The 25,542-nt window shown below is 62.2% G+C and carries 22 protein-coding genes and 1 pseudogene; 19 read left to right on the top strand and 4 right to left on the bottom strand.

The window, feature by feature from the left end; all coding sequences use genetic code 11:
- Window positions 1-4 precede the first annotated feature (4 nt).
- Entirely contained in the window at window positions 5-1,702 is a 1,698-nt protein-coding gene (locus AC1Q9F_RS17070) for a sulfatase-like hydrolase/transferase (RefSeq protein WP_492620408.1), read from the bottom strand.
- A 391-nt stretch (window positions 1,703-2,093) separates the two neighbouring features.
- Between AC1Q9F_RS17070 and AC1Q9F_RS17065 the strand changes: the two genes are divergently transcribed.
- The 18 genes and pseudogenes from AC1Q9F_RS17065 to AC1Q9F_RS16980 form a co-directional block, all read left to right on the top strand.
- Window positions 2,094-3,446, top strand: coding sequence for a UDP-glucose dehydrogenase family protein (locus AC1Q9F_RS17065; protein WP_492620407.1), 1,353 nt, complete (start codon window positions 2,094-2,096; stop codon window positions 3,444-3,446).
- On the top strand, window positions 3,443-4,480 hold the full coding sequence (locus tag AC1Q9F_RS17060; protein WP_492620406.1) for an NAD-dependent epimerase: 1,038 nt from the start codon (window positions 3,443-3,445) through the stop codon (window positions 4,478-4,480). The genes AC1Q9F_RS17065 and AC1Q9F_RS17060 overlap by 4 nt, the downstream gene beginning before the upstream one ends.
- An 18-nt stretch (window positions 4,481-4,498) precedes the next feature.
- Window positions 4,499-5,245 (top strand): sugar transferase, encoded by a 747-nt coding sequence (locus tag AC1Q9F_RS17055; protein WP_492620405.1) that lies wholly within the window; start codon window positions 4,499-4,501, stop codon window positions 5,243-5,245.
- On the top strand, window positions 5,245-5,892 hold the full coding sequence (locus tag AC1Q9F_RS17050; RefSeq protein WP_492620404.1) for a CpsD/CapB family tyrosine-protein kinase: 648 nt from the start codon (window positions 5,245-5,247) through the stop codon (window positions 5,890-5,892). The genes AC1Q9F_RS17055 and AC1Q9F_RS17050 overlap by 1 nt, the downstream gene beginning before the upstream one ends.
- Before the next feature lie 21 nt (window positions 5,893-5,913).
- A complete protein-coding gene (locus AC1Q9F_RS17045; protein ID WP_179695620.1) occupies window positions 5,914-6,939 on the top strand; it encodes a polysaccharide biosynthesis/export family protein in 1,026 nt (341 codons plus the stop codon).
- Between the two features lie 17 nt (window positions 6,940-6,956).
- Entirely contained in the window at window positions 6,957-8,549 is a 1,593-nt protein-coding gene (locus AC1Q9F_RS17040) for a GumC family protein (RefSeq protein ID WP_492620403.1), read from the top strand.
- The gene (locus AC1Q9F_RS17035; RefSeq protein WP_492620545.1) at window positions 8,534-9,637 is read left to right on the top strand and encodes a glycosyltransferase family 4 protein; all 1,104 of its coding nucleotides are present in this window, start codon (window positions 8,534-8,536) and stop codon (window positions 9,635-9,637) included. Before AC1Q9F_RS17040 ends, AC1Q9F_RS17035 begins: the two co-directional genes overlap by 16 nt.
- Window positions 9,634-11,004, top strand: coding sequence for an O-antigen ligase family protein (locus AC1Q9F_RS17030; RefSeq protein WP_492620402.1), 1,371 nt, complete (start codon window positions 9,634-9,636; stop codon window positions 11,002-11,004). The genes AC1Q9F_RS17035 and AC1Q9F_RS17030 overlap by 4 nt, the downstream gene beginning before the upstream one ends.
- Window positions 11,001-11,969, top strand: coding sequence for a glycosyltransferase (locus tag AC1Q9F_RS17025; protein WP_207985675.1), 969 nt, complete (start codon window positions 11,001-11,003; stop codon window positions 11,967-11,969). The genes AC1Q9F_RS17030 and AC1Q9F_RS17025 overlap by 4 nt, the downstream gene beginning before the upstream one ends.
- Entirely contained in the window at window positions 11,962-13,098 is a 1,137-nt protein-coding gene (locus tag AC1Q9F_RS17020) for a glycosyltransferase (protein WP_179695625.1), read from the top strand. Before AC1Q9F_RS17025 ends, AC1Q9F_RS17020 begins: the two co-directional genes overlap by 8 nt.
- Before the next feature lie 13 nt (window positions 13,099-13,111).
- Window positions 13,112-14,113, top strand: a complete 1,002-nt coding sequence (locus tag AC1Q9F_RS17015; protein ID WP_207985673.1) for a polysaccharide deacetylase family protein — start codon at window positions 13,112-13,114, stop codon at window positions 14,111-14,113.
- Window positions 14,110-15,429: a lipopolysaccharide biosynthesis protein gene (locus AC1Q9F_RS17010; RefSeq protein WP_207985672.1), complete on the top strand. Its 1,320-nt coding sequence runs from the start codon at window positions 14,110-14,112 to the stop codon at window positions 15,427-15,429. The genes AC1Q9F_RS17015 and AC1Q9F_RS17010 overlap by 4 nt, the downstream gene beginning before the upstream one ends.
- Window positions 15,426-17,345 (top strand): hypothetical protein, encoded by a 1,920-nt coding sequence (locus tag AC1Q9F_RS17005; protein ID WP_492620401.1) that lies wholly within the window; start codon window positions 15,426-15,428, stop codon window positions 17,343-17,345. The genes AC1Q9F_RS17010 and AC1Q9F_RS17005 overlap by 4 nt, the downstream gene beginning before the upstream one ends.
- A gap of 68 nt (window positions 17,346-17,413) precedes the next feature.
- Window positions 17,414-18,103, top strand: a complete 690-nt coding sequence (locus AC1Q9F_RS17000) for an N-acetyltransferase (protein ID WP_492620400.1) — start codon at window positions 17,414-17,416, stop codon at window positions 18,101-18,103.
- Between the two features lie 4 nt (window positions 18,104-18,107).
- On the top strand, window positions 18,108-19,295 hold the full coding sequence (locus AC1Q9F_RS16995; RefSeq protein ID WP_492620399.1) for a GNAT family N-acetyltransferase: 1,188 nt from the start codon (window positions 18,108-18,110) through the stop codon (window positions 19,293-19,295).
- Complete coding sequence (locus AC1Q9F_RS16990) at window positions 19,267-20,055, top strand: ChbG/HpnK family deacetylase (RefSeq protein WP_492620398.1); 789 nt, start codon at window positions 19,267-19,269, stop codon at window positions 20,053-20,055. Before AC1Q9F_RS16995 ends, AC1Q9F_RS16990 begins: the two co-directional genes overlap by 29 nt.
- 117 nt (window positions 20,056-20,172) lie before the next feature.
- Window positions 20,173-20,865 carry a GNAT family N-acetyltransferase gene (locus tag AC1Q9F_RS16985; RefSeq protein ID WP_007956163.1) on the top strand — a complete coding sequence of 231 codons (693 nt, stop codon included), beginning with the start codon at window positions 20,173-20,175 and terminating at the stop codon, window positions 20,863-20,865.
- Between the two features lie 144 nt (window positions 20,866-21,009).
- Window positions 21,010-21,150, top strand: a pseudogene (locus tag AC1Q9F_RS16980) (addiction module antidote protein); the annotation flags it as partial.
- A gap of 55 nt (window positions 21,151-21,205) precedes the next feature.
- Here the strand turns inward: AC1Q9F_RS16980 and AC1Q9F_RS16975 are convergent.
- Window positions 21,206-22,012, bottom strand: a complete 807-nt coding sequence (locus AC1Q9F_RS16975) for a class I SAM-dependent methyltransferase (protein ID WP_492620397.1) — start codon at window positions 22,010-22,012, stop codon at window positions 21,206-21,208.
- Between the two features lie 175 nt (window positions 22,013-22,187).
- Here AC1Q9F_RS16975 and AC1Q9F_RS16970 point away from each other — a divergent pair, with 175 nt between their 5' ends.
- The gene (locus AC1Q9F_RS16970) at window positions 22,188-22,556 is read left to right on the top strand and encodes a hypothetical protein (protein ID WP_492620396.1); all 369 of its coding nucleotides are present in this window, start codon (window positions 22,188-22,190) and stop codon (window positions 22,554-22,556) included.
- On the opposite strand, the gene AC1Q9F_RS16965 is transcribed toward AC1Q9F_RS16970, so the two are convergent.
- Together AC1Q9F_RS16965 and AC1Q9F_RS16960 are read right to left on the bottom strand one after the other, a co-directional pair.
- Window positions 22,547-23,983 carry a sigma-54-dependent transcriptional regulator gene (locus AC1Q9F_RS16965; protein WP_179695635.1) on the bottom strand — a complete coding sequence of 479 codons (1,437 nt, stop codon included), beginning with the start codon at window positions 23,981-23,983 and terminating at the stop codon, window positions 22,547-22,549. The genes AC1Q9F_RS16970 and AC1Q9F_RS16965 overlap by 10 nt on opposite strands.
- Window positions 23,952-25,445 (bottom strand): sensor histidine kinase, encoded by a 1,494-nt coding sequence (locus AC1Q9F_RS16960; protein ID WP_007956157.1) that lies wholly within the window; start codon window positions 25,443-25,445, stop codon window positions 23,952-23,954. Before AC1Q9F_RS16960 ends, AC1Q9F_RS16965 begins: the two co-directional genes overlap by 32 nt.
- Between the last annotated feature and the right edge of the window lie 97 nt (window positions 25,446-25,542).

Raw genomic sequence — 25,542 nt, 5'->3', positions numbered from 1 at the left:
CGCGTTACTGACCCACCGCCACGCTCGTCGGCGCTTCACCCGGCGTCACGATGCTGTTCAGGTCGATGTGTTTCCACTCGGGTTTGGCCCCCAGCCGCGCGTTGAAGCGGTAGTTGAAGGTGAATTCGTCCGCCGTCGCCACGCTCAGCGGTTTGCCGTACACCGCTTCGATTCCCGGCAGGTCGTAGCCCATCAACTGCAACAGGGTCGGGAAAATGTTGTAGTGACTGGAGCGATCCTTGTTCGCCGCCAGTTGCGCCGACCAGTCGAGCGTCTGCAACTGATCGCCCTGAATCACCACCAGCGGCACCAGCCCCTCTTCCTCCACCGGGTCGCCGCCGCAGTGGGTGTTGAGTCCCGGATTGCCGCGTTCGTGCAGGTCCTGGCCGTGGTCGGAGGTGTAGATCAGCAGCGCGTTGTTCAGATTGGCCTGGGCAAATACCCGCGAGAAGAACTCGCCGACATTCCACAGCACCGTGTTCTTGTAGGCGTTGCGATACAGCACCCAGTCATCCGGCTGGCCGTTGAAACCGGTGCGTTCACCGGTGTCGGCGACTTCCGTGAACTGCCCGCGGGGCAAGGTCGGACGGTAAGCCATAAAAGCGTCCGGGTATTTGTCGTGCACCGGGAAATGTGCACCGACCTTGTTGATCAGCACCAGCTCCGCTTTGTCGTCGTTGAGCAGTTCGATCAGCTTGGCGGCGGCGGCCATGTCGCGGTCGCGCACGCTGGTCTGGTCGAATTGCACGAATTCGTCGATGTCCTTTTTCTCGGCGTCGTTCATCAGGTTCTGCAGGTTGCCGCCGGTGCGTTGGGCGTCGATGTAGACCGTGCGCATGCCGGCCTTTTTGGCGTACTGCCAGATCGACGGCAGCGTGCTGTTGATCCGCATGTAGTCGGCGCGGGTGCCGCCGTAGCGCAGGGTGATGTTGGTGTCGGCGCTGCAGTTGGCGATGGACGCCGCGTAGCCGTAATTGAAGATCTCGACGCCCGGACGGGCCTGCTTGAGGTTGCTGTGCACGCCGAACGGCGCGTTGATGTCCAGGTAATTGCCGGAAATGCTCTCGTCGATGATCAGCACGATGTCGTGACCGACCGTCGGGCCGTTGCGTGCCAGAGTCACCGGCTCACGCGGGCCGACGGTGTTGTGCAGCGCTTCGTATCCGAACAGGTTCAGATAGGCCAGCGGCGTGTACATGATCGGTAATCCGCGTGCGCCCTCCCCGGCGCGCACGAACAACACGGCGCTGAGCAGCAACACACCGCACAACGGCGCGGCGATCCGCAAGGCATTGGGTATCGGGATCGCGTGTCGTGGCTTGAGACCGATCCCGAACAACAGCAGCAATCCGTTGAGCAGCCCGTGGATGATCGCCCCCCGGTACTGATATGCCGCTTCCTGGATGAAGCCGCCGGAGTACACCAGCGAGACGAAACTGCTGTAGGTCAGGTAATCGGCGGTCACCCTCGTATAAACATCGAAGAACACCGCCGAAACAAACAGGGTTAATGCGAACAAATGCCGAATGAAAGTCTGACGTATATAGGCCGTTAGTAATAATGCGAAAGTGAGCGCCAAAAACATCGCGCCAAAAAGAAGTACTGCCGGACCGACTCCCATGGCGCTTAAACGTTCAAGGTAATAATCGGAATAAAGCAGCAGATAAATAATTAAAAGCAGTTCTTTCAAATATCGAAACATGGCGATTCCGGGGCGTGTCCGACGAGGCATGGTCAATCATTTGTCGGTCAAAATCTGACACTAGCACCGGGCCATCAAAGCGCAAGAAATGTCCGACATTGGGCAAAAGCGTCAAAAAAACATTGACTCAAATCTGACACACCCAAGTCGTTAAAACCCTTGAAATTCACGGCCTGTGACCGTCCATCGTTTTCTTTGAATTGTGAAAAACATGTCAAGGACGGGACAAATCCATCTACAGCAAGCACTTGATGGCCATTCGCCCCCAAATCTGGGGGTGTTATACACCTGCAACATGTCATTTTGCTGACATGCTTTCCCCACGCTGCGCTATACCCCTTTTGACAGTTCAATTTCGATCTTCCATCACCGTCTTACGAGGCACGCCAATATGGACGTGAGCGTATTTGGTACGGGCTATGTTGGCCTGATACAAGCAGCCGCACTTGCCGATGTCGGACATCGCGTATTGTGCGTCGATATTGACCCGAACAAGATTAAACAACTGCAACAGGCAGTACCGCCTATTAGCGAACCGGGTCTTTCGGCAACTTTGGAAGAAAACATCAAGGCCGGGCGTTTGTTGTTCAGCACCCAGGCCAGCGATGCGGTGGAACATGCCGCACTGATCTTCATCGCCGTGGGCACCCCGGCCGACGAAGACGGCTCCGCCGACCTCAGCCATGTGCTCAACGTGGCGCGGCAGATCGCCAGCTTCATGGAGGACGATCGCACGCTGATCATCAAATCCACGGTGCCGGTCGGCACGGCGGATCAGGTGCTGCACACCGCTCAGGAAGAACTGCAGCGGCGCGGCAAAAGCGCCCTGGCGGTGCGGGTAGTGTCCAACCCCGAGTTTCTCAAGGAAGGCAGCGCCCTCGCCGACTGCATGCGGCCGGACCGGATCATCGTCGGCACCCGCGACGACCTGGCCCGCGAGCAGATGAGCGAGCTGTACGCCCCGTTCTGCCGCAACCACGAAAAACTGATGTTCATGGACAACCGCAGCGCCGAGCTGACCAAGTACGCGGCCAACGCGATGCTCGCCACCCGCATCAGCTTCATGAACGAGCTGGCCAACCTCACCGAACTGCTCGGCGCCGACATCGAAGCGGTGCGCAAGGGCATCGGCTCCGACCCGCGCATCGGCTATCACTTCATCTACCCGGGCTGCGGCTTTGGTGGCTCGTGCTTTCCCAAGGACCTGCGCGCCCTGCTGCACACCGCCGAACACAACGGCATGCCGCTGAAACTGCTGCGCAGCGTCACCGACGTCAACGACAGCCAGCGGCACATCCTGTTCAGCAAGCTGAAGGCGCAGTTCCCTCAAGGCCTGGCCGGCAAGTCGATCGCGATCTGGGGCCTGGCGTTCAAGCCGAACACCGATGACATGCGCGAAGCCCCCAGCCGTTATCTGATGGATGCGCTATGGGCCGAAGGCGCCAGCGTGCAGGCCTACGATCCGGAAGCCATGTCCGAGTGCCGGCGCATTTACGGTTACCGCAATGACCTGCATCTGTGCGCCACCCGCGACGACACCCTGGAAGACGCCGACGCACTGGTGATCTGCACCGAGTGGAAGAATTTCCGCGTGGTGGATTTCGAGCTGCTGGCCAGCAAGCTGCGCTCGAAAGTCATCATCGACGGACGCAACCTCTACAACCCGGAGCAAGTGGCGGCCGCCGGCCTGCACTACAGCGGAATCGGTCTGCGCCACATCGCGCCTGACGGGTTGCGGCCATGAAAATCCTCGTCACCGGTGCGGCCGGGTTCATTGGTGCTCATGGCGTGCTGCGGCTGGTGCGCGACGGGCATCAGGTGATCGGCCTGGACAACTTCAACGGCTACTACGATCCGCAGCTCAAGCACGATCGGGTGGACTGGGTGCGCGAGCAAGTCGGGGATTTCCAGCTCGCCACGATTGATCTGGCGGACGCGTCGGCGCTGGAAGCGTTGTTCATCCGCGAACGGCCGCAAGTCGTGGTGCACCTCGCGGCGCAGGCCGGAGTGCGTTATTCGCTGGAGAATCCACGGGCCTATCTGGACAGCAACCTCGACGGTTTCCTGAATATCCTGGAGTGCTGCCGCCGGCACCCGGTCGAGCACCTGATCTACGCCTCGTCAAGTTCGGTGTACGGCGCCAACCAGCGCACGCCCTACTCGGTGCAGGACGGCGTCAATCACCCGCTGTCGCTGTACGCCGCGACCAAGAAAGCCAATGAATTGATGGCCCACAGTTACAGCCACCTGTTCGGCATCGCCTGTACCGGGCTGCGGTTTTTCACGGTCTACGGACCGTGGGGCCGGCCGGACATGTCGCCGATCCAGTTCGCCAAGGCGATCAGCGAAGGCTCGCCGCTGAAGCTGTTCAACTACGGCGAGCATCAGCGCGATTTCACCTACATCGACGACATCATCGAAAGCATCGCACGCCTGATCGAGCGGGCGCCCCGGGCCAATCCCGAGTGGGACCGCGAGCAACCCGACCCGGCCAGCAGCATGGCCCCGTGGCGCCTGTTCAACATCGGCGGGCAGCACCCGGTGGCGCTGAAAACCTACCTCGCCCTGCTGGAAAAACACCTCGGCCAGACAGCCGTGGTCGAGCTGCTGCCGCTGCAACCGGGCGATGTGCTCAACACCTGCGCCGAGGCCAGCGATCTGGCCCAGGCCACCGGGTTCCAGCCCCGGATCGAACTGGATGAGGGACTGGGGCGGTTCATCGCCTGGTTCCGCGATTACTACCCCACTGCCTATCGCCCACGCGCCGCTCGCGGCTGACCATCAGCGGAGGACTCCATGACTGGACATGAGAAAGGTGTACCGATCCAACAATTGGTGCGTGACAAACGCATGGATCCGGAACAGCGAATGCGCCTCGACGCAGCAATTCATCGCCAGGGCCAGGGCTGGGTGACAGGTCGCGAAGGTGGCCGGCCGTGGCAACTGTCGCGCACCAACCGGGTGGTGGCCTGCCTCGGCGCACTGATGATTCTAGTGATGATTTCGCCGCTGCTGATCGGTCTGGCGCTGGCCATCAAGTTCACCAGCAAAGGCCCGGTGATGTTCGTGCAAAAGCGCACCGGTTATCGCGGGCGCAAGTTCGGCATGTACAAGTTCCGGACCATGGTCGCCAACGCCGAAGAACTCAAGGAATCGCTGCGCCACCTGAACAAGCACGGTGCCGACGCCATCGATTTCAAGATCGACCAGGACCCGCGCATCACCGGGATCGGCGGTTTCCTGCGGCGCACCAGCCTCGACGAACTGCCCAACCTGATCAACGTAGTGACCGGCGACATGCGCCTGGTCGGCCCTCGCCCGACCTCGTTCAACGCCTACCGCTACAAGGACAGTCACCTCGCCCGTCTGGCGATCTACCCCGGCATGACCGGCCTGTGGCAGATCTCCGGACGCAGCAACATCGACTTCGACCAGCGCGTTGAGTTGGACCTCAGCTACATCGCCGAGCAGAGCCTCCTGCTTGATCTGAAGATTCTGTTGAAAACCCCCTTCAAAGTATTCAGCGGCCACGGAGCAAGCTAATGGACGGTTCAACCAACAAAAGCCTGAGCATTGCCAGCCCCAGCGAGTCGAACCTGACCTCGACCGTGCTGGACCTGGATCTGCGGATCCTGTTCCTGACCGCCGCCAACCCCGGCGCCGGCACCACCACCAGCGCGCTGGCACTGGCCAGTCAACTGGCGCAGATGAGCAGCGGCCAGGTGCTGTATGTCGATGCCAGCCAGTCGGCGAGCAACCTCACCCAGCAACTGAACCTGAGCAAGGAGCGCGGCCTGCGCGACCTGCTGTTCAACCGGGAAACCCCGCCGCTGTTGCAGGACTGCGTGGTGCAGGTGTCGAGCCTGCCGTTTCACGTGCTGCCTAACGGCCGGCCGATCCGCACCATGGAACACCTGACCGCCGAGCGCCTGAGCCCGCTGCTCGATCAACTGGGCGCTCAGTACCGCTTTGTGGTGATCGACGGCGACGCGGTGTATTCGGCCGCCGACACGCTGGTCATCAGCACCCAGGTCGACGGCGTGGTGTTCGTGGTACGTGCCGAAGACACCCGCTGTGAAGTCGCGCAAGCAGCCGTGCAGCGCTTGACCCAGGCCGGGGCGAAAGTGGTCGGCAGCGTGTTCAACCGGCGCAAGTACTACATGCCCAAATGGCTCTACAAAAACCTGTAAGCAACCGCGAGGGATGACGCCATGAACGCCAAGATACTGGTTCTGCTGATGCTGCCGCTTGCAGGTTGCTCGAGCACTTCCGAAACCCAGAACATGCCGGTGAACATTCTCACCGCCACTCCGGCCAACGCCCAGGCCACTGACATGCCGAAGATCGAGCAGACCCTGCGTCCGCAGGATGTGCTGGACGTGATCTTCCACATCAGCACCAGCGGCTCGGACGCTTACCGCGTGCAGTCGGGTGACCAGATCGGCCTGAACTTCACCGCCGCCAGCCAGCTCAACGGCAATCAACTGGTGCTGCCGGACGGCACCATCGAACTGCCGGGCGCCAACACCTCGGTGAAAATCGCCGGGCTGACCAGCGAAGAAGCGCGCCAGGAAATCCAGCGCGCCTATCAGCGTAAACAGCTGTTTCAGCCCAACCGCAATCAGTTGACGGTGCAGATCATCAGCCCGCTGACCAACGAACAAAACCTGAAGAGCGCCCTCAACCACCCGGCCACCGGCATGAGCCGCGAGATCACCGTCGGCACCGATGGCTACGCGAGCTTTCCGGAAATCGGCGCGGTGCCGCTGCAAGGCATGACCGTCAACCAGCTCGAAACCTTCCTCAACAAGAAGTACGCGCAACTGCCGGGCCGGATGACCGTGGACGTGCTGCTCAAGTCCACCGCCGGCAACGAGATCTACGTGCTCGGCGAAGTCGGCCAGCCGGGTTCCTACCCGATCCGCCGGCCAGTGTCGGTGCTTGAGGCGCTGACCCTGGCGCGCGGCACCAACGTCAAGGCGCGGCTCGATTCGGTGGTGATCATGCGGCGCAACGGCAATCAGGTGCAGGCCGTGCGTTATGACGTCGAGAAAGCGTTGTCGGGCGAGGCGCCGCAAATCGCCTACCTGCAACCGGACGACATGCTGTACGTGCCGAAAACCAAACTGGCCAGCGCCGGCGAACTCGCCCGGCAACTGGCCGACGTAGTGCTGTTCCAGGGCGTGGGCTTCAGCTTCGGCTACCGCGTCGACAACAAAGACAGCAACAACAACTGACTCTCAGGTGACCGACCATGAATCCAAAGGAAAACTACCTGCATGAGTTCTTCAGGATCTTCTTCGCCAACAAGCAACTGGTGAAACGGGTCTTCCTGGTCTTTGCAGTGATCGCGCTGGTGCTGCCGCTGTTGCTCAAACAGAGCTTCGATATCACCGCTCAGGTGATCGTGCAGTCGAAAAAACTTTCACAGGGCGACGCCACCACGTCGCTGACCGTGGACAACGCCACCTTCATCCCGCCGTCGCTGGCGGACATGGAAACCGAGAGCAACATCCTGCGCTCGCCGGCGCTGATCCGTCAGACCATCAGCGAACTGCGCGACAAGGGCGAATACACCCCGTCGCCCGGCCTGTTCAACAAACTGGTGAGCGAGCCGTTCAAGCGCTACATCAGCTCGCCGCTGCGCCAGTACGTGATCAACCCGGTGCGCAACGCTTTGGGACTTGAGACTGATCCGGTGCGCGACACCGCGCTCGATGCGCTGACCCAGCAAGCCATGGACAGCCTGAAAATCGAGACCCTGCCCGGCTCCAACGTGATCTCGATCGTCTACAGCTTCCCTGATCCGCATCAAGGCACGACCTTCGTCTCTGCCCTGTTGCAGAACTATCTGGTGAGCCGTCAGGCGCTGCAATCGATCGACCTGCCGCAATCGTTCTACGAAACCAAGAAGCATCTGTATCAGGTGCGTCTCGATGGCCTGGAAGGCAATCGCCAGGCGCTGCTGGAAAGTGTCGGTGCGTCGGATCCGAAGGAGGAAATCACCTTCCGCCTCAACGCGATCAACACCGAAGAACAGGCGCTTAACCTGTATCGCGACCGCCTGCTGCAAAGCCAGCGCTGGCTCGAATACCTGAAGACCGCGCTGGCTGCTGCCAGTAACAACAAACTCAACGACTACACCTTCCCCTACACCTTCACCACCACGGTCGACAACGTGGCGTTCGAGGATCGGGAAATCAAACAGATGGGCGAGCAACTGACCACTCAAGTCAGCCGTTACATGAACGATCTGGCAGTGTTCCAGCCCGGCAGCGAACCGATGCTGCTGACCCGCGAGCAGATTGCCCGTACCCGTCAGCAGTTCCTCAAAGTGGTGAGCAACCGCATCCAGGAACGCACCAACGATCTGGCGGTGGTCCAGCAGGTGATCGATCAAAAAACCGCGCGCATCGCCGATTTCAAGGCGCGGATTCATGAGTTGCAGCAAACCCAGAGCAAGCTGCGGCAGATGGACACCGAGATCGACGCCATGCACGCCGCATTCTCGACTTACGCCCAGCGTTTCGCCGAAAGCAGCACCACCCGCTCGCTGAGCGATGACCTGTCCAACGCCAGGGTTTTGAGCCCGCCGTTCGAGCCGACCGAAGCGGCGTTCCCCAAACCGATGCTGATCATTCCGTTCGGGCTGTTCACCGGTCTGTTGCTGGCGATTGCACTGGTCTATGTGCGTGAGTTCTTCGATCATCGCTTCAAACATCCGGCGCAAATCAGCCACGAGCTGGGCCTGCCGGTGCTGCTGGTGATTAACGACCAAAACGCGCAACCGAGCAATCCGCACAAGAACTGGACCGTACCGAGCTTCCTGCACTGGGTGCGCAATTGAACACGCCCTCTACCCGGAACCCGCCGCTGCCGATCATGCATTTGCTCAGCAGCGGCGGGTTCTACGGGGCCGAGCGGATGTTGCTCGATCATTGCCTTGCCACGCCGGGGCAGCACCAGGTGCTGTTCCTCGATGCGCCGCCGGAACTGATCGCGCGCTTTCGCGAGGCCGGCGTTGATGCGCAAGGCTGCGCAGGGCTCGCTGCCCTGCTGCGGCAGTTGCGTCAGCGGCGCAGTGAACGGCCATTGATCAACACCCACAATTTCAAAGGCCTGTTGTTCGGCTGGGTCGGCGCTACGCTGTTGCGCCTGCCGCTGGTGATCACTCAACACGGCTTCACCCCGCGCAGCCGCAAGCAGAAGTTCTACACCTGGCTGAGCCTGCAACTGTGCCGCACCGCTTCCGTGGATCGGGTGGTGTGCGTCGCCGAAAGCATCGCGGTGTTGCACCGTCAGGCCAGCGTACGTGCGGAGAAACTGCAGGTGATCCCCAACGGATTACCGGCAGCCGCCGCGCTGCTTTCCGATGCACCAAGACAACGCTGGCTCGCCGGCTACGTCGGGCGTTTGAGCAGCGAGAAAGGCCCGGACCTGTTTCTCGACGCGCTGATTCCGCTGTGTCACCAGCACCCGCAACTCGACGCGGTGATGCTCGGCGACGGCCCGGAACGCGAAGACTTGCAGGCGCGAATCGACGCCGCCGGTTTGCAGCAGCGCATCCGCTTGCCGGGTTACCAGACCGACATGCGTCACTGGTGGCAGCAACTCGATGCGCTGGTGATCAGCTCGCGCACCGAAGGCACGCCGATGATTCTGCTGGAAGCGATGCAGGCCGGGGTGCCGGTAGTGGCATTCGGCGTCGGCGGAATTCCCGATGTACTGGAGAACCGCCACAACGGTTTGCTCGCCCCGCCCACCGACAGCGCCGCCCTCGCCCGCCAGCTCGACACGTTGCTGTCCGAGCCTGGCCTGGCGCGGCAACTGCGCGACAACGCAAAACGCACGCAACAGGATCGCTACGACCTCAAGGCCCTGGCCGAACGCTGGTCGCAGCTGTACATCCGCACGGCACGGGAGGCACGCGCATGATTTTCCCGCTCTCGATCGTCAGTCTGCTGGGCCTGGTCTGCATCGCTCTGCTGGCCAGCCCCTGGCCCTACCTCGCGCCGGGCGCAGTGCTCGGTCTGGTGGGGTTCGCGGTGTTGTACCGCAAACCGACCTGGGGCCTGCTCGGCATTGCCGCGCTGGTGCCGTTCGAGGGTTTCTTCAAGGACAGCTCGTTGTCCGGCAGCAAACTGATCGGCGCTTCGCTGGCGGTGATCCTGATGCTGCAACTGGCGATGCATCAGATTCCCTCGGATCGCCTGCGCAGCAATATCTGGCGCTTCCTGATCGCCTTCATGACCCTGTACTTTCTGAGCCTGCTGAACACCGATGACATGGGCATGTCGCTCGGTCACCTGCGGGAAATCAGTGTCGGTCTGATTCTGTTTGTCATCACCCTGTTGATCGGCCGCGAGCTGAACCTCGACCTGTTCGCCCGGCTGGTGACCCTGGCTGTCAGCACGACCTGCGCCATGGCCATGTTCTCCACCAAATTCCAGGATCAGGGGCGCGCCGCCGGCCTGCTCGAAGACCCCAACGCTTTCGCCCTGCTGATCGCGTTCGCCATTCCGCTGGGGCTGCTGCTGGTGATCCGCAGCCCGAACCTGTTGCATCGGCTGTTCTGGGGCGGTTGCTGCCTGATGTTGCTCGGCGGCATGACCAAGACCGAATCGCGCTCCGGGCTGGTGGTGCTGGCCTTGAGTCTGGTGATCGGTTGCTGGCACTACCGCGCACAGTTGGCGCGGATTCGCCCGCGTCACCTCGGCTTTGCCATGCTCAGCGCGGCAATCGTGATCCCGCTGGCGATCTATGCGATGCCTGCCGGATACATCGCCCGTATCCAGTCCCTCAGCGTGTTAAGCGCCGGGGCCAAAGGGCACAACGATGAATCCCTCGGCCGCCGCGCCTCGTACATCGTGGTCGGCAGCCAGATGATCCGCGAGAACCCGCTGCTCGGCTCTGGCCCCGGCACCTTCCCGCTGCACTACGCCACCACCGGCTACGCCAAGGCGTTTTCCGCCAACCGCAAGATCGGCGACCTGTACCGCCGGGCCCACAACACCTACCTGGAAATCTTCAGCGAGCTGGGGGTTCCCGCCGGCCTGATGTTCGTCGGCATGCTCGCGCTGGGCCTGTACAACCTGATGCGCGCGCGCAAGGAATGGATGCTGCGGCGCAACTGGCAACAGGCGGATCTGATGACCCACCTCGGGGTGAGTTTCCTGTCGCTCACGCTGTTCCTGATGTTCCTCAGCGCACCGAACCAGAAATACCTGTGGATCATGCTCGCGCTGACCAGCGTCCTGCGCCTGAAAGCCGAGCAGGCACCGACGACGGAGGCCAGGGCATGAGCCGGATCAGCATTGTCATCCCGATGTTCAACGAGGCCCGGCACATTGGCCGCACCCTGCTGGCCGCGCAGAAAGCCGCGCACGCGGCGAATGTCGAGTGCGAGCTGATCGTGGTCGACAACGGTTCCAGCGACGACGGCCCGCAGATTGCCCGGCAGTTCGGCGCCCACGTGCTGGTGATGCCGGGCCTGCTGATCGGCGCTCTGCGCAATCGCGGCACGGCGATCGCCACCGGGGAATGGCTGGCGTTCATCGACGCCGACATCGAAATGCCCGAAGACTGGCTCACGGGATTGTTCGCCCTCGAAGCCGAAGGCCAGGCAGACGTGTTCGGGCTGGATCTGCACACCCCCGCCGCCGCGCCGTGGTACGCCACCGCTTGGCAGCGCCGCACCTTGCGCCCGACGAACCACGCCGCCCACGTCGTCGACTGGCTGCCCAGCGCCAATTTGTTGATGCGCAGGTCCTGGTTTGACAAGGTCGGCGGCTTCAACGAAACCCTGCGCACTGGCGAGGACAAGGAGTTCACCCTGCGTCTGCGCGAACGGGGCGCCCAGTTACTCGCGGTCAACGAAAGCGTGGCCCTGCACTGGGGTTACGAAATGAACTGGCGCGAATGGATGGGCAAGGAAATGTGGCGCCAGGGCAGCCATCTGCAACTGCTGCGCACCCACGGTTTCAGCCTGCGTTTGCTGCGTTTCCCGTTGCTGTCGCTGGTGGCGTGGGTCCTAGATCTGCTGGCGATTTCCGCGCTGCTCAACGGTTTTCCCCACCACGCGGCAATCATGGTGACGATGACGCTGATCCCGGCACTGGTGCTCAGCGTGCGCCAGAGCCGCCGGCAACATGACCTCGGTTTCACCCTGCAACTGTGGGGCCTGCACTGGGTGCGCCTGCACCTGGCGGGCGCCGCGTTCATTCTCAGTCTGTGTCATTGGAACGCCAGGAGGCCTGCCCGTGGCTGAATTCATTTTCTGGATGTGCCTGCTGCTGCCGGTGTACGCCTATGTCGGCTACCCGCTGCTGCTGACGCTGCTCGCGCCGCTGTTCCCGGCGTGGCGCCACAGCCCGGCACCGCCGCTGAACATCAGCATCGTCATCGCCGCCCACAACGAGGCGCGGCATATCGAACACAAGCTGCGCTCGCTGCTGTCCCAGGATTATCAACCGGCGACCCTGCAAATCATTCTGGCCAGCGACGGTTCCACCGATGACACCGTGGCCTGTGCGCACAAGGTCGTCGACCCGCGCATCACCGTGCTCGACCTGCCCCGCCAGGGCAAGGCTGCCACGCTGAATGCCGGCGCGGCTTTGGCCACGGGCGACATTCTGGTGTTCACCGATGCCGACAACCAATGGTCGCGGGAAACCCTCGGCTACCTGCTGGCACCGCTGAGCGATCCGCAGGTCGGCGCCTGCGCCGGGCACATGGTGATCCCGGTCACCGGCGGCGGTTTGAGCGTCGGCGACAGCCTTTATCGGCACTACGAGGGCTGGCTGCGCCGGGTCGAGAATCGCACCGGTTGCATGGTCTCCGCCGACGGCGCCCTGCTCGCCCTGCGCCGCGAACTGTTCGAGAACGTACCGGCCGAGGTCAACGACGATTTCTTCATCAGCACCTGCGCGCCGGTGAAATTCAAACGCATTGTCTACGTGCCCGAAGCGCAAGTGATCGACCACGGCGTGGACGAAGCCGACAAGCAATTCCGCCGTCGCCAGCGGGTCACCGTCGGTGGCCTGCAAAGCCTGGCGCAACGCAGTGAACTGCTCAATCCGTTCAAGCATGGCCTGTATTCGATTGCGTTGATCAGCCACAAGTTGATCCGGCGCCTGGCGCCGATCCTGTTGCTGCCGCTGCTGCTGAGCAATTTCTGGCTGTGGGAAGAGCACGGTTTCTATCGCCTGAGCCTGATCGCGCAATTGGTCGGCTACGCCATCGCGATTGCCGGCCTGCTGGATTCGCAACACCGCTTACCCAAACCGTTCCGCCTTGCGGCATTCCTGCTGGTGACACTGGCGGGCATGAGCATCGGCCTGTGGCAGTTTCTGCGCGGCCAACGTTACGCCCAGTGGAACCCTGACCAAAACCGTTGAGAGGGACAGAGCCATGGCGATCAAACAACTGATTAAACGCACCAGCGGCTGGCTCTATCTCAACTCGTCCGTGGGACGAAACCAGTTACACGGCGCCGGCGTGATCCTGATGTTGCACCGGGTGCTGTCCAACGACCGCGCCGCCGACCTGCCGCACCGCAACGAACTGTGCGTCGGGCCCAAGGCTTTCGAACATCTGCTGGTGTGGCTGCGCAAGCATTTCGATTGCGTGCCGCTGATGGAAATCCTCCAGCCCAACGCCTTGCGCACCGAGCGTCCGCAAGTGGCGCTGACCTTCGACGACGGCTGGCGCGACAATGCCGCCAACGCCTTCCCGCTGCTGCAGAAACATCAGGTGCCGGCGAGCATTTTTCTCTCCACCGATTTCATCGGCAGCCGTCAGCGTTTCTGGTGGGAAAGCATCGGCGAAACCCTGTGGGGCAGCCACGGTGAAAAACCGCGCATGCACCTGATCGAATATTTGCAGTCGATCCACCATCCCGTGCCGGTGCTGCTGGATGACATCGACGTGGATCGGCGCAGTCTGACCCTGTTGCATTACCTGCAAGGGCTTAAAGCGCTCGACCCGATGATGCTCGAACGCCTGACCGACGAGTGCCCGCAAGAGTCGCAACCCCAGGCACTCGACTGGCATCAGGTGCGGGCGATGGAGTCTTCCGGTCTGGTGCGTTTCGGCCCCCACGGCGCCAGTCACGCGATCCTCACCGGCCTTGACGATGTGCGCCTGGGCGAAGAAATCAGCCGCAGCCGCGATGCCATGTTCAATGGCTGCAACCGCCCGCTGCCGGTGTATTGCTACCCCAACGGTGACAACGATGAGCGGGTGCGCGAACAGATCGCCCATCACGATTACCCGTTCGCGCTCGGCACTGGTAGCGGTATCTATCGCGGCACCGGCGATCCGCTGAACCTGCCGCGTTTCGGTGTCAGCCAACGCACTGCGCGCAATCCGGAGCTGTTGTCGTGGCGGATCTATCGCGGGGCGCGGCCATGAGTCGAGGCAGTTACCTCAAGCATCTGGCGCTGAGCATGGGCACCAAACTGGCGATGATCGCCCTGCGCCTGCTGAGGAATGTGCTGCTGGCGCGGATTCTCGGGCCCAGTGAGCGCGGCCTGTTCGCCCTGCTCAGCACTCTGCCCGATCTGATCAGCGCGGCCACCAGCGGCGGCCTGAATTCGGCGGTCGGTTATCAGGCCGCCAAGCAACGGCCGATGGGATTGTTGCTCGCGCAAGTGCTGGTGTTCGGTTGCCTGCTGGCGGGTCTGTTGACCTTGCTGGTGGTAGCGCTGGTACGCGAATTCGGCAGTGAACTGGACGTGACGATGCAACTGGGTCTGCTGGCGTGGCTGTTGCTGCTGGCGGTGCCGTTGACCGTGCTTAAAAGCGGTCTGCTGACCTTGCACAATGCGTCCGGCGGTGTGGTCGCGTTCAATGCCTTGCGGCTGGTGGAATCCCTGGCACCGCTGTTGCTGTTTCTCGCGCTGTTCTGGATGTGGAAAGAAGCGGCCCTTGAAGCTGCACTCATCAGTTGGCTGGCCGGGATCAGTCTGGTGGTGCTGGTCGGCTGGCTGTGGCTCAAACACGCGCAGCCGTTGCAGCTGCAATGGGATCGCGCCAGCCAGAACGAACTGCTGCGCTTCAGTGCGCGCAGTCACCCGGACTTACTGTTCCAGCAGGTGATCCTGCGTTCCGATTACCTGTTCATTGGCGCCCTGCTCGGCAGCACCGCGCTCGGGCATTACGCGATGGCCAGCGCCGCCGCCGAGTTGCTGCTGATCGTTCCGGAAGCGGTGACCACGCCGCTGATGAAACGCCTGCTGCAACAGGACGAAGGCATGGACAAGGTCACGCCGCTGGCCCTGCGCCTGACCGCCACGGTGATGCTCGGCGCCTGCCTGACCATGGCCGTGATCGGCGAATGGCTGATCGTCACCCTGTTCGGCGTCGCCTACCAGCCGGCGTATCCGGCGCTGCTGGCGTTGCTGCCGGGACTGCTGGGCCTGTGCTACGCGAGCATCCTGCGCCTGGACCTGATCGGCAAGAACCGCCCCGGCACGGTGTCGCTGCTGATGGGGATCGGAGCACTGCTCAACCTCGCGCTGAACCTGCTGCTGATTCCGGCCTACGGCATCGTCGGCGCGGCGGCGGCCTCGTCGATTGCCTATCTGGCGGTGACCGTGGCGATGCTGGTGTTGTATTGCCGGTTGAGCGGCGTGGCGTTCTGGCAAACCCTGATCATTCTGCCCAGCGACCTCACGCCGATGTGGCTGATGTTGCAGCGTCGCTTTTTACAACGGAAATCGGCATGAAAGGCCTGGCCCTGCTGTTCGGTCTCGGCCTGTCGCTGGACGCCTTCGCGGCGTCGATGCGCTGGGGCGACATTCGCGACGGCAGCCTGTACCTGCAAGCGGATCGCCCCGACACCGTGACCGTGCGCTGGGCGCCGGCGTGGCAGGCCGAGGCCAACGAAGAGCACATTTTCCTGCTCGACGGCCGGGGCCAATTGCAGGGCGAGCGCTTCATCAAGGCCAGTGAAACCCGTGGCAGTCAGAGCTGGCCTTTGGCGCCGGGCGCCGCGAGTTATCAGCTGGAAATCCCCGGCTACAGCTTCCGCAGTTACCGGGTCGAGCACGACGAAAACACCGTGGCCCTGTTCGCTCCGGCCAAGGTGCATTTCAGCGCGGAAACCCGTAACGGCGATGAGCTGTATTTCAAGGTCGCCGCCGGTGAGCACGCGATATTGGCGGGCAAGTTTCACGGCGGGGTCAGCGCCCTGCAAGCGCAGCGGGTCGGTGACGGGCAGCCCCTGACCCTGGCGCTGAAACCCTATCGCGCTTACTGGCAGTTCGATCAGGTGGCATTGCCGGTCAGTGAGCGCGAACAAGTCTGGCGCCTGCGTCTGCAAGGCAGCGGCAAAGCGGCGTTCTGGCTCGACGGCACGGCCAATCTGTTCGCACAGACCCCGCAACAACTCAAACCGTTGCGTGAAGACGAAGGCCAGACGCGCCTGACCCTGCACGACAAAGTCCTCGGCCGCACCCCGGATCTGGGCATCGCCCTGCCCTACGTGATGCCGCCGCCCGCCAGCCATCCGGTGCTCGATGCGCTGAAACCGACGGCCGCCAGTTACTACAGTTTCGTCGACGTAACGGCGAAGAATCCGCACTTCGAAGACGCCTTTCGCCAGGTCTATCAGGATCGTTTCGGCATTCGTCAGGACATCACTTTGCTCGCCGGCAGTCAGCGACAGGCTGACCTGCGCGCCGACGTGCAAAGCAACAGCGGACTCGACGCCTGGCTTGCCGGCACCCGTGCGCTGGGCGGCAAAGGCACGCACTACATCGGGTTCGCCGACGAGCCCAACCTGAATTATTCAAGCTACGAGCAATACCGTTCGATCTTCACCAGCATGGCCCGGCAAGTGCGCAGCGATCCCGCGAATGCCAAAGCCGGCGTGCGCATCGCGATGCCGGCCAGTTCGCGACTGGTCAACGGGCCGTTCGCCGACAACGCGGCGAACAAGCGTGGCATCGACTGGGCGCGACGCCTGCTCAGCGAATCCGCCGATCAGGTCGATGCGCTGGCCTGGCACGAGTGGATGATTCGCGATCTGCTCGCCACCCGGGTCTACCGCGACAGCGTGCGCCGCGCAGCCGATCTGGTCGGCCTCGATGCCAAGGGTCAGCCGCGCAAGGCCTTGCTTCTGGACCAGACGAATCTGTCCAGCGGCTCGAGCCTGAGCCCCTACGATCAGGAAACCCATTTCACTTCGCTGTGGTGGGCCTCGGTGGTGATCAACGCCTCCCAGGACGGTTTGCTGACGATGCTCAACTGGTTTCAGGCCGCCGATGAGCCGCAGTACCCCAAAGGCATGTTGCGGGTGCTGGGCGATGACCGCTTCGAGTTGAAACCGGTGGGTCTGGCCCAGCAGTTCATCCAGCAGCACTGGCTGCACAACGTGCTGTGGCTGGAGAACGATGCGTTTGAAGTCGATGTACTGGCGATGGCCGGCGACGATCAGCGCGGGCTGCTCGGCGTGAACAAGGGCACGCGTTTGCAGCGTGTCGATCTGGCGGGTGCCAAATGCCCATTGAACAACGGCGCGCTGCGCTACTTCGGCGCCGACAATCGCAGCCGCGACGCGCCTTTTCGCTGTCAGGACGGTCGCGTGCGCTTCGAGCTGCCGGGGCAGACACTGTTTGCCCTGAGCTGGAGCGCCTCATGACCGCCCTGTTGATGTCCGGCCGCGCAGGCCTCTGGCCGCGCGATGACTCGTCATCAGGAGCAACGACCATGAATGTTCTGCAAAAAGTCAGCGATCACATCAAACAGAAAGGCCTGCGGGCCACCGTGGCCAAGGTGTGGAAACACTACGTCTTTTCTCATCAGGAACTGCTGTGGATGGAGCGCGATCTGGTCAGTCCGGTGCCGCCCCATAGCCTCAAACCCTACCCGCCGCTGCAAGTGGTGAAGATCACCCCGGACAACGCCAGCGCCTTCGCCCGCTACTTCGGCGACCGCGTCGGCACCATGGCGGAACTGGCCCGGGAAAATCACACCGGGCACATGCATCTGGACGATCAGGGCCATGCGGTGGCGTTCATCTGGGGCAGCGCGCGGGATTATTTCGACCGGCACTATTACGGCTGCATGTTCCCGGTGAAGCCCGGCGAGTTCTTCGAGTTCGGCGGCGAACTGACCCGCTCGTACTGGGGCACCGAACTGTCGGTGGACCTGCAACTGGAACTGTGGAGAGCCATGGCCGCCCAAGGCTGCGACAAGGTCGTGGACGTCTGTGAGTTCCACAACATCCCGGCGCTCAAGCTGCACCTGCGCATGGGCTATACCGAACAGGGCCGGATCATGAATGTGTATGAGTTGTTCGGTCGCTGGCGCTTCTATCGCGAAACCCGCTACAGCGGCTCGCGCCTGGACGCGCTGCGCAAACCTTCCCGTCCACCTGTCACAGCAACGGCGACCTGAGCCTATGGCGCAATTCGAATGGCGCACCTCGTTGTGCGCACCTGACTTCCCGGCGGCGGCCTATGAAGCGCTGCGCCTGCGGGTGACGGATCACACGCCGTTCAACAGTCTCGACTGGCTGTGTGCGGCAGAGCAGGCGCTCGATGCGCACGAGCGGCTGCATGTATTGCTGGGTTGGGAAGCCGACGAATTGCGCCTGTGCCTGCCGCTGGTGGCGAGCCGAGAACGGTTTTTCGGTTTGCCGTTTCGGGTGGTGCATCACCTCGGTTATCCGCTGGCCGATCGCCTGGCGTTGTTATCACGGCTGAACGCCGAAGAAATGCACCAGGCCCTGCAGCTGATTCGCCAGCGAGTGCCCCACGCCCTGCTGCAACTCAACGAAATCGCCGAACCGGTCGGCGACGAAAGCGTGCTCACCGAATGGATGGCCCGCAGTTCCACCGGCGAACGTCGCTTGAGCTGCCGGGTGCCGGTGCATCTGATCAGCGACGCTGACCGCCAGGAAGTCTCGGGCGACCCGCGCTACAAACTTCGCCGGGCGCGCAAGCGGATTGCCGCGTGCGGCGCCGAAGTCCGGCGGATCATTCCCGACGCGAACAGCATGGGCTCGTTGTTGCAGGCCATCAGCGAAGTTGAAGCAGTCAGCTGGAAAGGCGACGAAGGCGTCGGGATCTTTGCCAGCGAGCGCAGCCGCCGTTGCATGGAAAACGCCTTCACCGCCCTCGCCGCTTCGGGCCGGGTGCGCGTGGTGATGCTGGAGCTGGACGGGCGTTGCATCAGCTATCGGCTCGGCCTGTTCGAGCAGGGCCGGCTCTACGATTACAACCTCGCCTTCCTGCCGCAATACGCCGATCTGGGCAGCGGCCGGGTGTTGCTGGAGGAATGGATTCGCTGGGGGCTGGATGACAACTGGCGCTGGATTGATGCCTCGCGGGTCAGCCTGGAAAACTCCAGCCATCAACTGCACGAACGCATGACCGGTCAACTGGAACACTGGCGCTGGAGCTTCTACTCGTGGCGCCCGAGCGGTCTGTTACTGGGGCTCGGGCTGCGCGTCTGGCACCGGCTCAAGCCTGCGTTGCAACAATGGCGGGCGAAGCGTGCGGCGGCCAAAGCGGCGGTCGTTGCGACACCTGTGATCAACCCCACCAAGGAGGGCGAACATGCCTCGCCAAGTCATAGTCAACGCTGACGATTTCGGCCTCAGTCCGAACGAAAACGCGGTGATCCTCGGCGCGTTCCAGGCCGGGGTCATCAGTTCCGCGACCGTCATGGCCAACATGCCGGCGTTCGAAGCGGCCTGCGCCCTGGCCCGGATGCCACTGCTGCAAGGCCGGATCGGCCTGCACTTCAACCTGACCTACGGCCGGCCCCTGAGCCGGGCCATTCTCGAGCGTCGCACCTTCTGCGACAGCCACGGCGTGTTCGACCTCAACCTGCCTCGCCACAGCCTGTGGCTGGGCCGGGAAGATCGCGAAGCGGTGCAGGAAGAATTGCAGTCGCAGTGGCAGCGCTGCGTCGATCACGGCGTGCGTCCCAGCCACCTCGATTCGCATCAGCACGTGCACAACATCTGGCCGATCGGCGAGATCGTCGCGCGCTTCGCTGCCCATCAAGGTGTGCCCGTGCGCCTGGCGCGCAACCTGGGGCAAAACCTCAGCCTGCCCAAACGCGTGTTCAAGGGTTTGCTCAACCGTCGGTTGCAAGGTCTGGCCGGGGCCACGGCGGATTACGTCTGCACACCGGTGGACCTGCGCAACGCTGCTGCGCCGACCGACGGCGTGCTGGAAATCGTCGCCCATCCGAACCAGCTCGGCGCGGATTTCGGCGACGCCTATCTGCAACCCGGAGAGTCCCTGAGCCGCGTGCTAGAGCAGCGGCTGGCGGGCGTTCCACGGGTTTCCTATGCCGATCTGAACAAGGATTTTCTTCGCGGTGCCGCGGCACTCTGAACCGTTACACAACTTGCAATACTTTCAAAGCTGGCGCTTTGACATGGACTTGCAGGGGTGATCTATACCCACAAAAGCGTCATCCACAACACCCGGGCTTCGGCCACGGAGGGCATCATGAGCGTCATTGAAAAGCTGCGCGAACGTATCAAGCAAAAAGGCCTGGGCCGCACCTTCGGCACGTTGTGGAAACGCTACGTGTTCTTCCATTGGGAGCTGTTGTGGATGGAGCGCGACCTGGTCAGCCCGGTACCGCCGCACAAGCTGCGCCCCTACGACGGCCTGCGCAAAGTCGACATCACCGCCGAGAATGCCGGCGCGTTCGCCAGGCACTTCGGTGACCGCGTGGAAACCATGGCCGAACTGGCCAACGAGGGCCACACCGGGCACATGTACCTGGACGCCGACGGCCATGCGGTCGGGTTCATCTGGGGCAGCATTCGCGACTACCACGACCGCCACTATTACGGCTGCACCTTCCCGGTCAAACCTGGCGAGTTCTTCGAATTCGGCGGCGAAATGACCCGCGCCTACTTCGGCAGCAGCCTGTCGGTGGACGTCCAGGTCGCCCTTTGGGAAGCCATGGCCGCCCAGGGTTGCAACAAAGTGGTGGACGTCTGCGAAACCCACAACATCCCGGCGCTGAAACTGCACATCCGCATGGGCTACCACGAACAGGGCCGCGTCATGCACGTCTATTGCCTGTTCGGCAAATGGCGCTTCTTCCGCGAAACCCGCTACGAAGGCTCACGCCTGGACCCACTGCGCAAACCGGGACGGCCGGTGGTGACGGCGGCTGCGCAGGCTTGACGGGTTTAACCTGCGGCGGCCGGGACGGCGCCGCAGAATCTTCCTACTCTCGTACAGGAATCAGCGTCATTCAGTTTCGGCTCCATCTGGCTGCTCGCAATCATATGAATGAATACATTCATGCAGAAACGCAGAGACAAACCGATGGAACAAAACTCATCCGATTTTGAAATGACGGCACTGCTGGTTGATCTGAATGCCATCCGTGAGTACCTCTCTCAGGTACTGGCAGAAGGTGACGATGAAGAGTTGCTCCGAGCAATCGGATACGTGACGCAAGCCCGTATCCGACTCACCGAAAAAGTAACAGCGCCTCTCGCCTCCCCCTCTTGTACCTGCCTCAGCGCTTCACCCCCACCCACGTAAAACACATCGGCATCTGCGCCTCGCGGTTCTGGTACTGGTCATACACTTCTTCCCGGTTCGAGTGCGGGTATTCCTTGAAGTGCGTGATGTTCAGGCCGGCCTCGATGGCGGCGGTGAAGATCGCGCCGAGGTTGTGCACGAACCAGTAGGACTTGGCCGCTTGCTGTTCGACCTTGCCGAAGTAGACGATCGGTTTTTCCAGCACGAAAGGTTCTTCGCGGAAATACGAGGTGGCGAGGCGAAACGGGTCTTCGCCCTCGGGATCGACCATTTCCAGGAACGGGTGGGTCTCGTAGATCACCAGTTGCCCACCCGGTTTGAGGGTGGAAGCGACGTGGCGGAAGCATTCGCCGATGTCGGGCATCCAGCCAAAGACGCCGATGGTGATCAGCGCGACGTCGAAACGGGCGCGGAGCGCTTCGGGCAAATGATGAATGTCGGCTTCGATGAACTCGGCATTGTGCGGCGAACGCTTGTTCAGTTCGCGGGCCTGTTCGAGAAACGCGCTCGACTGATCGATACCGACCACGCTCCGTGCGCCGAGGGCGAACAGTGACAGGCTTTCGCGGCCGTTGTTGCAACACAGCTGCACGACGTCTTTGCCATCGACACCGACCTGCTCGAGCACGCCGCGAAGGGTGTCGTCGAGGCAGGAAAAGTCAGCCTGCGTGACTTCGGTCAGCAAGGCCTGCCAGTCGGGCGAATCCTGGTGATGACGGGCGGAATCATTCCACGCCTGACGATTGCTCTCGACGGCGTTTTTATTGTTTGGCACTTCCATGGCGCACTCCGGGCGATGCTCACAATTGAGCGGCCCGAGTCTAGTTCAGCCTCGCGCTACAGGTTGTTGCGAACTTGTAAGCCGACGACACTTGCACCAACGCCTGCACCAACGCCTGCACCGCGGGCAGCTATAGTTAATAGCCTTGGGGAAATCCGCTTCCACAGGTGCTGCCATGGGAATGTTCAATCGACTGCTGTTGTCCGCCTGTCTGCTCGCCGCCACGCAGGCACAGGCGCTGGACAGCAACTTCAACTACTACGGATCCGACCAGCCTTTTGCCCACCCTGCTCCGCCGTCGCTGTCCGCTCAGCCACCCCGGCCGTTCGATGATGCGGCGCCGCAGGATTTCATCGTCATCCCGGATCGCCACGTGTTCCATGACTCGCAACTGCCCACCGTGGCCGATGCGACGGTGCGGGTGTTTATCCGCACCTACGATGCCGAACGCGGCATTTACGTCAACGACGAGGTGCTGGACCCGACGTGCGTGCTCGAATGCCTCGGCACGCCCAGCCCACGCAGCAACGCGGTCTACCACTGACGCTTGTCCGGGCGGGCCAGACCGAGTTTTTCGATGCGGTAGCGCAGCATGTCGCGGCTCAGGCCCAGCAGGCGCGCCGATTTGGTGACGTTCCAGTCGGTCTTGTCGAGCATCTTGCGCACCATGTCTCGCTCGACTTCCGGCAGGTTCATCGATTCGGTGTTGCTCGCCGGGCGCGGTTCGAAGTGCGTGTGCGGCACCTCGTGCTGATGTTGCGGTGGCAGGTCATCGCACAGGCTCATGCACACGTTCAGTTGATGCGCGGCGATGGTGTCGCTCGGCGCCAGCAACACGGTCTGTTCGAGCATGTTGCGCAGCTCGCGCACGTTACCCGGCCAGGTGTAACTGAGCAGCAGCTCCTCGGCCTGATCGCTGAAATGCAGGTTCGGTTTGCCATAGCGCTTGCCGTGGCTGGCGAGAAAGTGCCGGGCCAGCAGCAGGATGTCTTCGCCACGGGCGTACAGGCGCGGCACCTTGATCGAGATAATCCGCAGGCGGAAAAACAGATCGCGGCGGAACTTGCCCTGCTGGACCATCTGCTCAAGGTTGCAATTGGTGGCGCTGATCACCCGCAGGTTGACCTTGCGCTCCTTCACCGAGCCGACCCGGCGAATGGTGCGATCCTCCAGCAGCTTCAGCAGTTTGGCCTGCAACAGCAAATCCATTTCGCCGATCTCGTCGAGGAATAGCGTGCCGCCGTCCGCCGCTTCCACCAGTCCGACCCGGCGATCCTTGGCGTCGGTGAACGCGCCTTTCTCGTGGCCGAACAGTTCCGACTCCACCAGGTTGGACGGAATCGACGCGCAGTTGAATTCAACGAACGGGCCTTTGCTGCGCGGGCCGTCGAAATGCAGCGCGCGGGCCACCAGTTCCTTGCCGGTGCCGGTTTCGCCTTCCACCAGTACTGGCGGCAGATCGGTGTTGGCCATGCGCCGCTCGGCGTCGAGCAACTGGCCGATGGTGTTTTTCAGATACTGCATCGGCGACGACTCGCCGATCAGCGCCTGCACCCCGGATTTCTGTGCTTCGCGATCCTGATAGAACGACAGCGTGCGCTCCATCCGTTCAGTGGCCAGGGCCTTGTCCAGCAGCAGTTTGAGTTCCGGCAGCGCGACCGGTTTGGTGACGTAATGAAAGGCGCCCTCCTTCATTGCGACCACCGCGTCTTCGACGTTGCCGTAACCGGTCATCATGATCACTTTCAGTTCCGGCGCGCTGATGCGCAGCTTCTGGATCAGATCGTGACCGCTCATGCCCGGCAGCGAGTTGTCGGTCAGGACGATGTCCGGCATGAAGCTTTCCAGTTGCCCCAGCGCGTCCTCGGCCGAGTGGCAGACCGTCACCTCGAAGTCTTTGCGCTCCAGGTAGGTCTGAATATTCTCGGCCAGCAGTTCGTCATCCTCGACCAGCAGAATGCTGTGTTCCATATTCCCCTCCCGATGCCACTCTAAAGTTGAGACTGACGCGGGTTCCTTCCTGCTCCCGGCTGGTCAGAATGACCGAACCCTGAAACCGCTCCATGATTCTCTTGACCAGCGCGAGGCCAACCCCGAGGCCGCCCTGCTTGGTGGTGAAAAACGGTTTGAACACCAGCTGTTGCTGCTGCGCGCTCATGCCTTTGCCGGTGTCGCTCAGGGTCATGCGCACATGACCGGTGTGCGGTGTTTCAATCTCGACACTCAGTACGCCCCCCTTGGGCATCGCTTCCAGGGCGTTGGCAAACAGGCTATTGAGTATTTGCGTCAGCAGCACCTTTTGACTGACGACCGGCGGGCAATTTTGTGGCGTGAATCGCACTTCGACGCCATTGCGCCGGATCAGCGCGTCAAACGCCCCCAACGTGTCCTCGACCGCCGCCAACAACTCCACCGCCTCGCCGTCGTCACTCATCGGGCGCAACGACACCAGCAGCTCGCGCACCCAGCGCGACATGCGGTCGACCTGGCTGATGATGTCGCCGATATTGCGCTGCGCGCCGGGGCTGGCGATTTCCTGGGCCAGTTCGGCGCTGGAACGAATGGTCGCCAGCGGATTGCGCAGGCTGTGGGCCACCGCCGAGGACATCTCGCCCAGGGCGACAAAGGTTTCGTTGCTGATCAATTGCTGTTGCTGGCTCTGCAGCAGCGTCGAGGCGCGCCGCACGATCCAGAACAAGCCGAGATAAATCGCCGCGCCGCCGAGGATCGTTGCGGCCCAGATCGAAGCGAATCCACGGTCGATACGGTCCACCAGATCCGCCGGCTCCTTGTAGATCTCGACCATGGCGACGACTTTGCTTTTGTCGGCGTTGAACATCGGAATGTAGTTTTCGATGAACAGGTATTTCGGTTCGCGGGACAGCTTCTGCTCGGGTTTTTCGTCGTCGATCTTGTGGTAGCTGGAAGACACCGGCACTTTCATTTCGAATGACTCGTCCAGCTCGTCGTCATCTTCGATCTTGACGTTGATCAGCTCGGGGTTGGTCGACCAGATGATCGTGCGGTCCAGGGCATACACCGTGGCCAGCAACACATCGGGCAAGTGTTCGACATGATCGAGAAACTCGGCGCGGGCCGACGCATGGGCCAGCGGGTCGACGTCGGGGTAGTTCCCGTCCTGGCGCGGGTCGAGCATCTCGCCCATGGTTCGTTGCGGCGTGATGTTGGCGTGGCGCATTTCCGCATCGCCGATGGCCTGCACAAATTGCGCGGTGAGCAGCGCATCGCGCTCCACGCTTTCGGTGACCACGAAGCGCGTGGAGATATACCCCAAACCCAGCGCCACGGCCGCGATGATGAAAAAACTGGCCAGCGAGAACCAGCGCAGCAGATTGAACTGCCCGCCCCAACTCTTGATGGCTGCCAACGCTACGTTCGGCGCTGCTGTTTTTTGTTCTTCCAGTCGCTGCATGGGAATGCCCTGGCGTTTTTGTGTCGAGCCCGTTACAGCCGCCTTCTCGAATGAGTGTAGGTGGCAATGACCGTGACACACGGTTCAATGATGCTAT

This window comes from Pseudomonas sp. GW823-FHT04A03, assembly GCF_058796615.1.
This window is presented reverse-complemented; position numbering and strand designations above follow the sequence as displayed.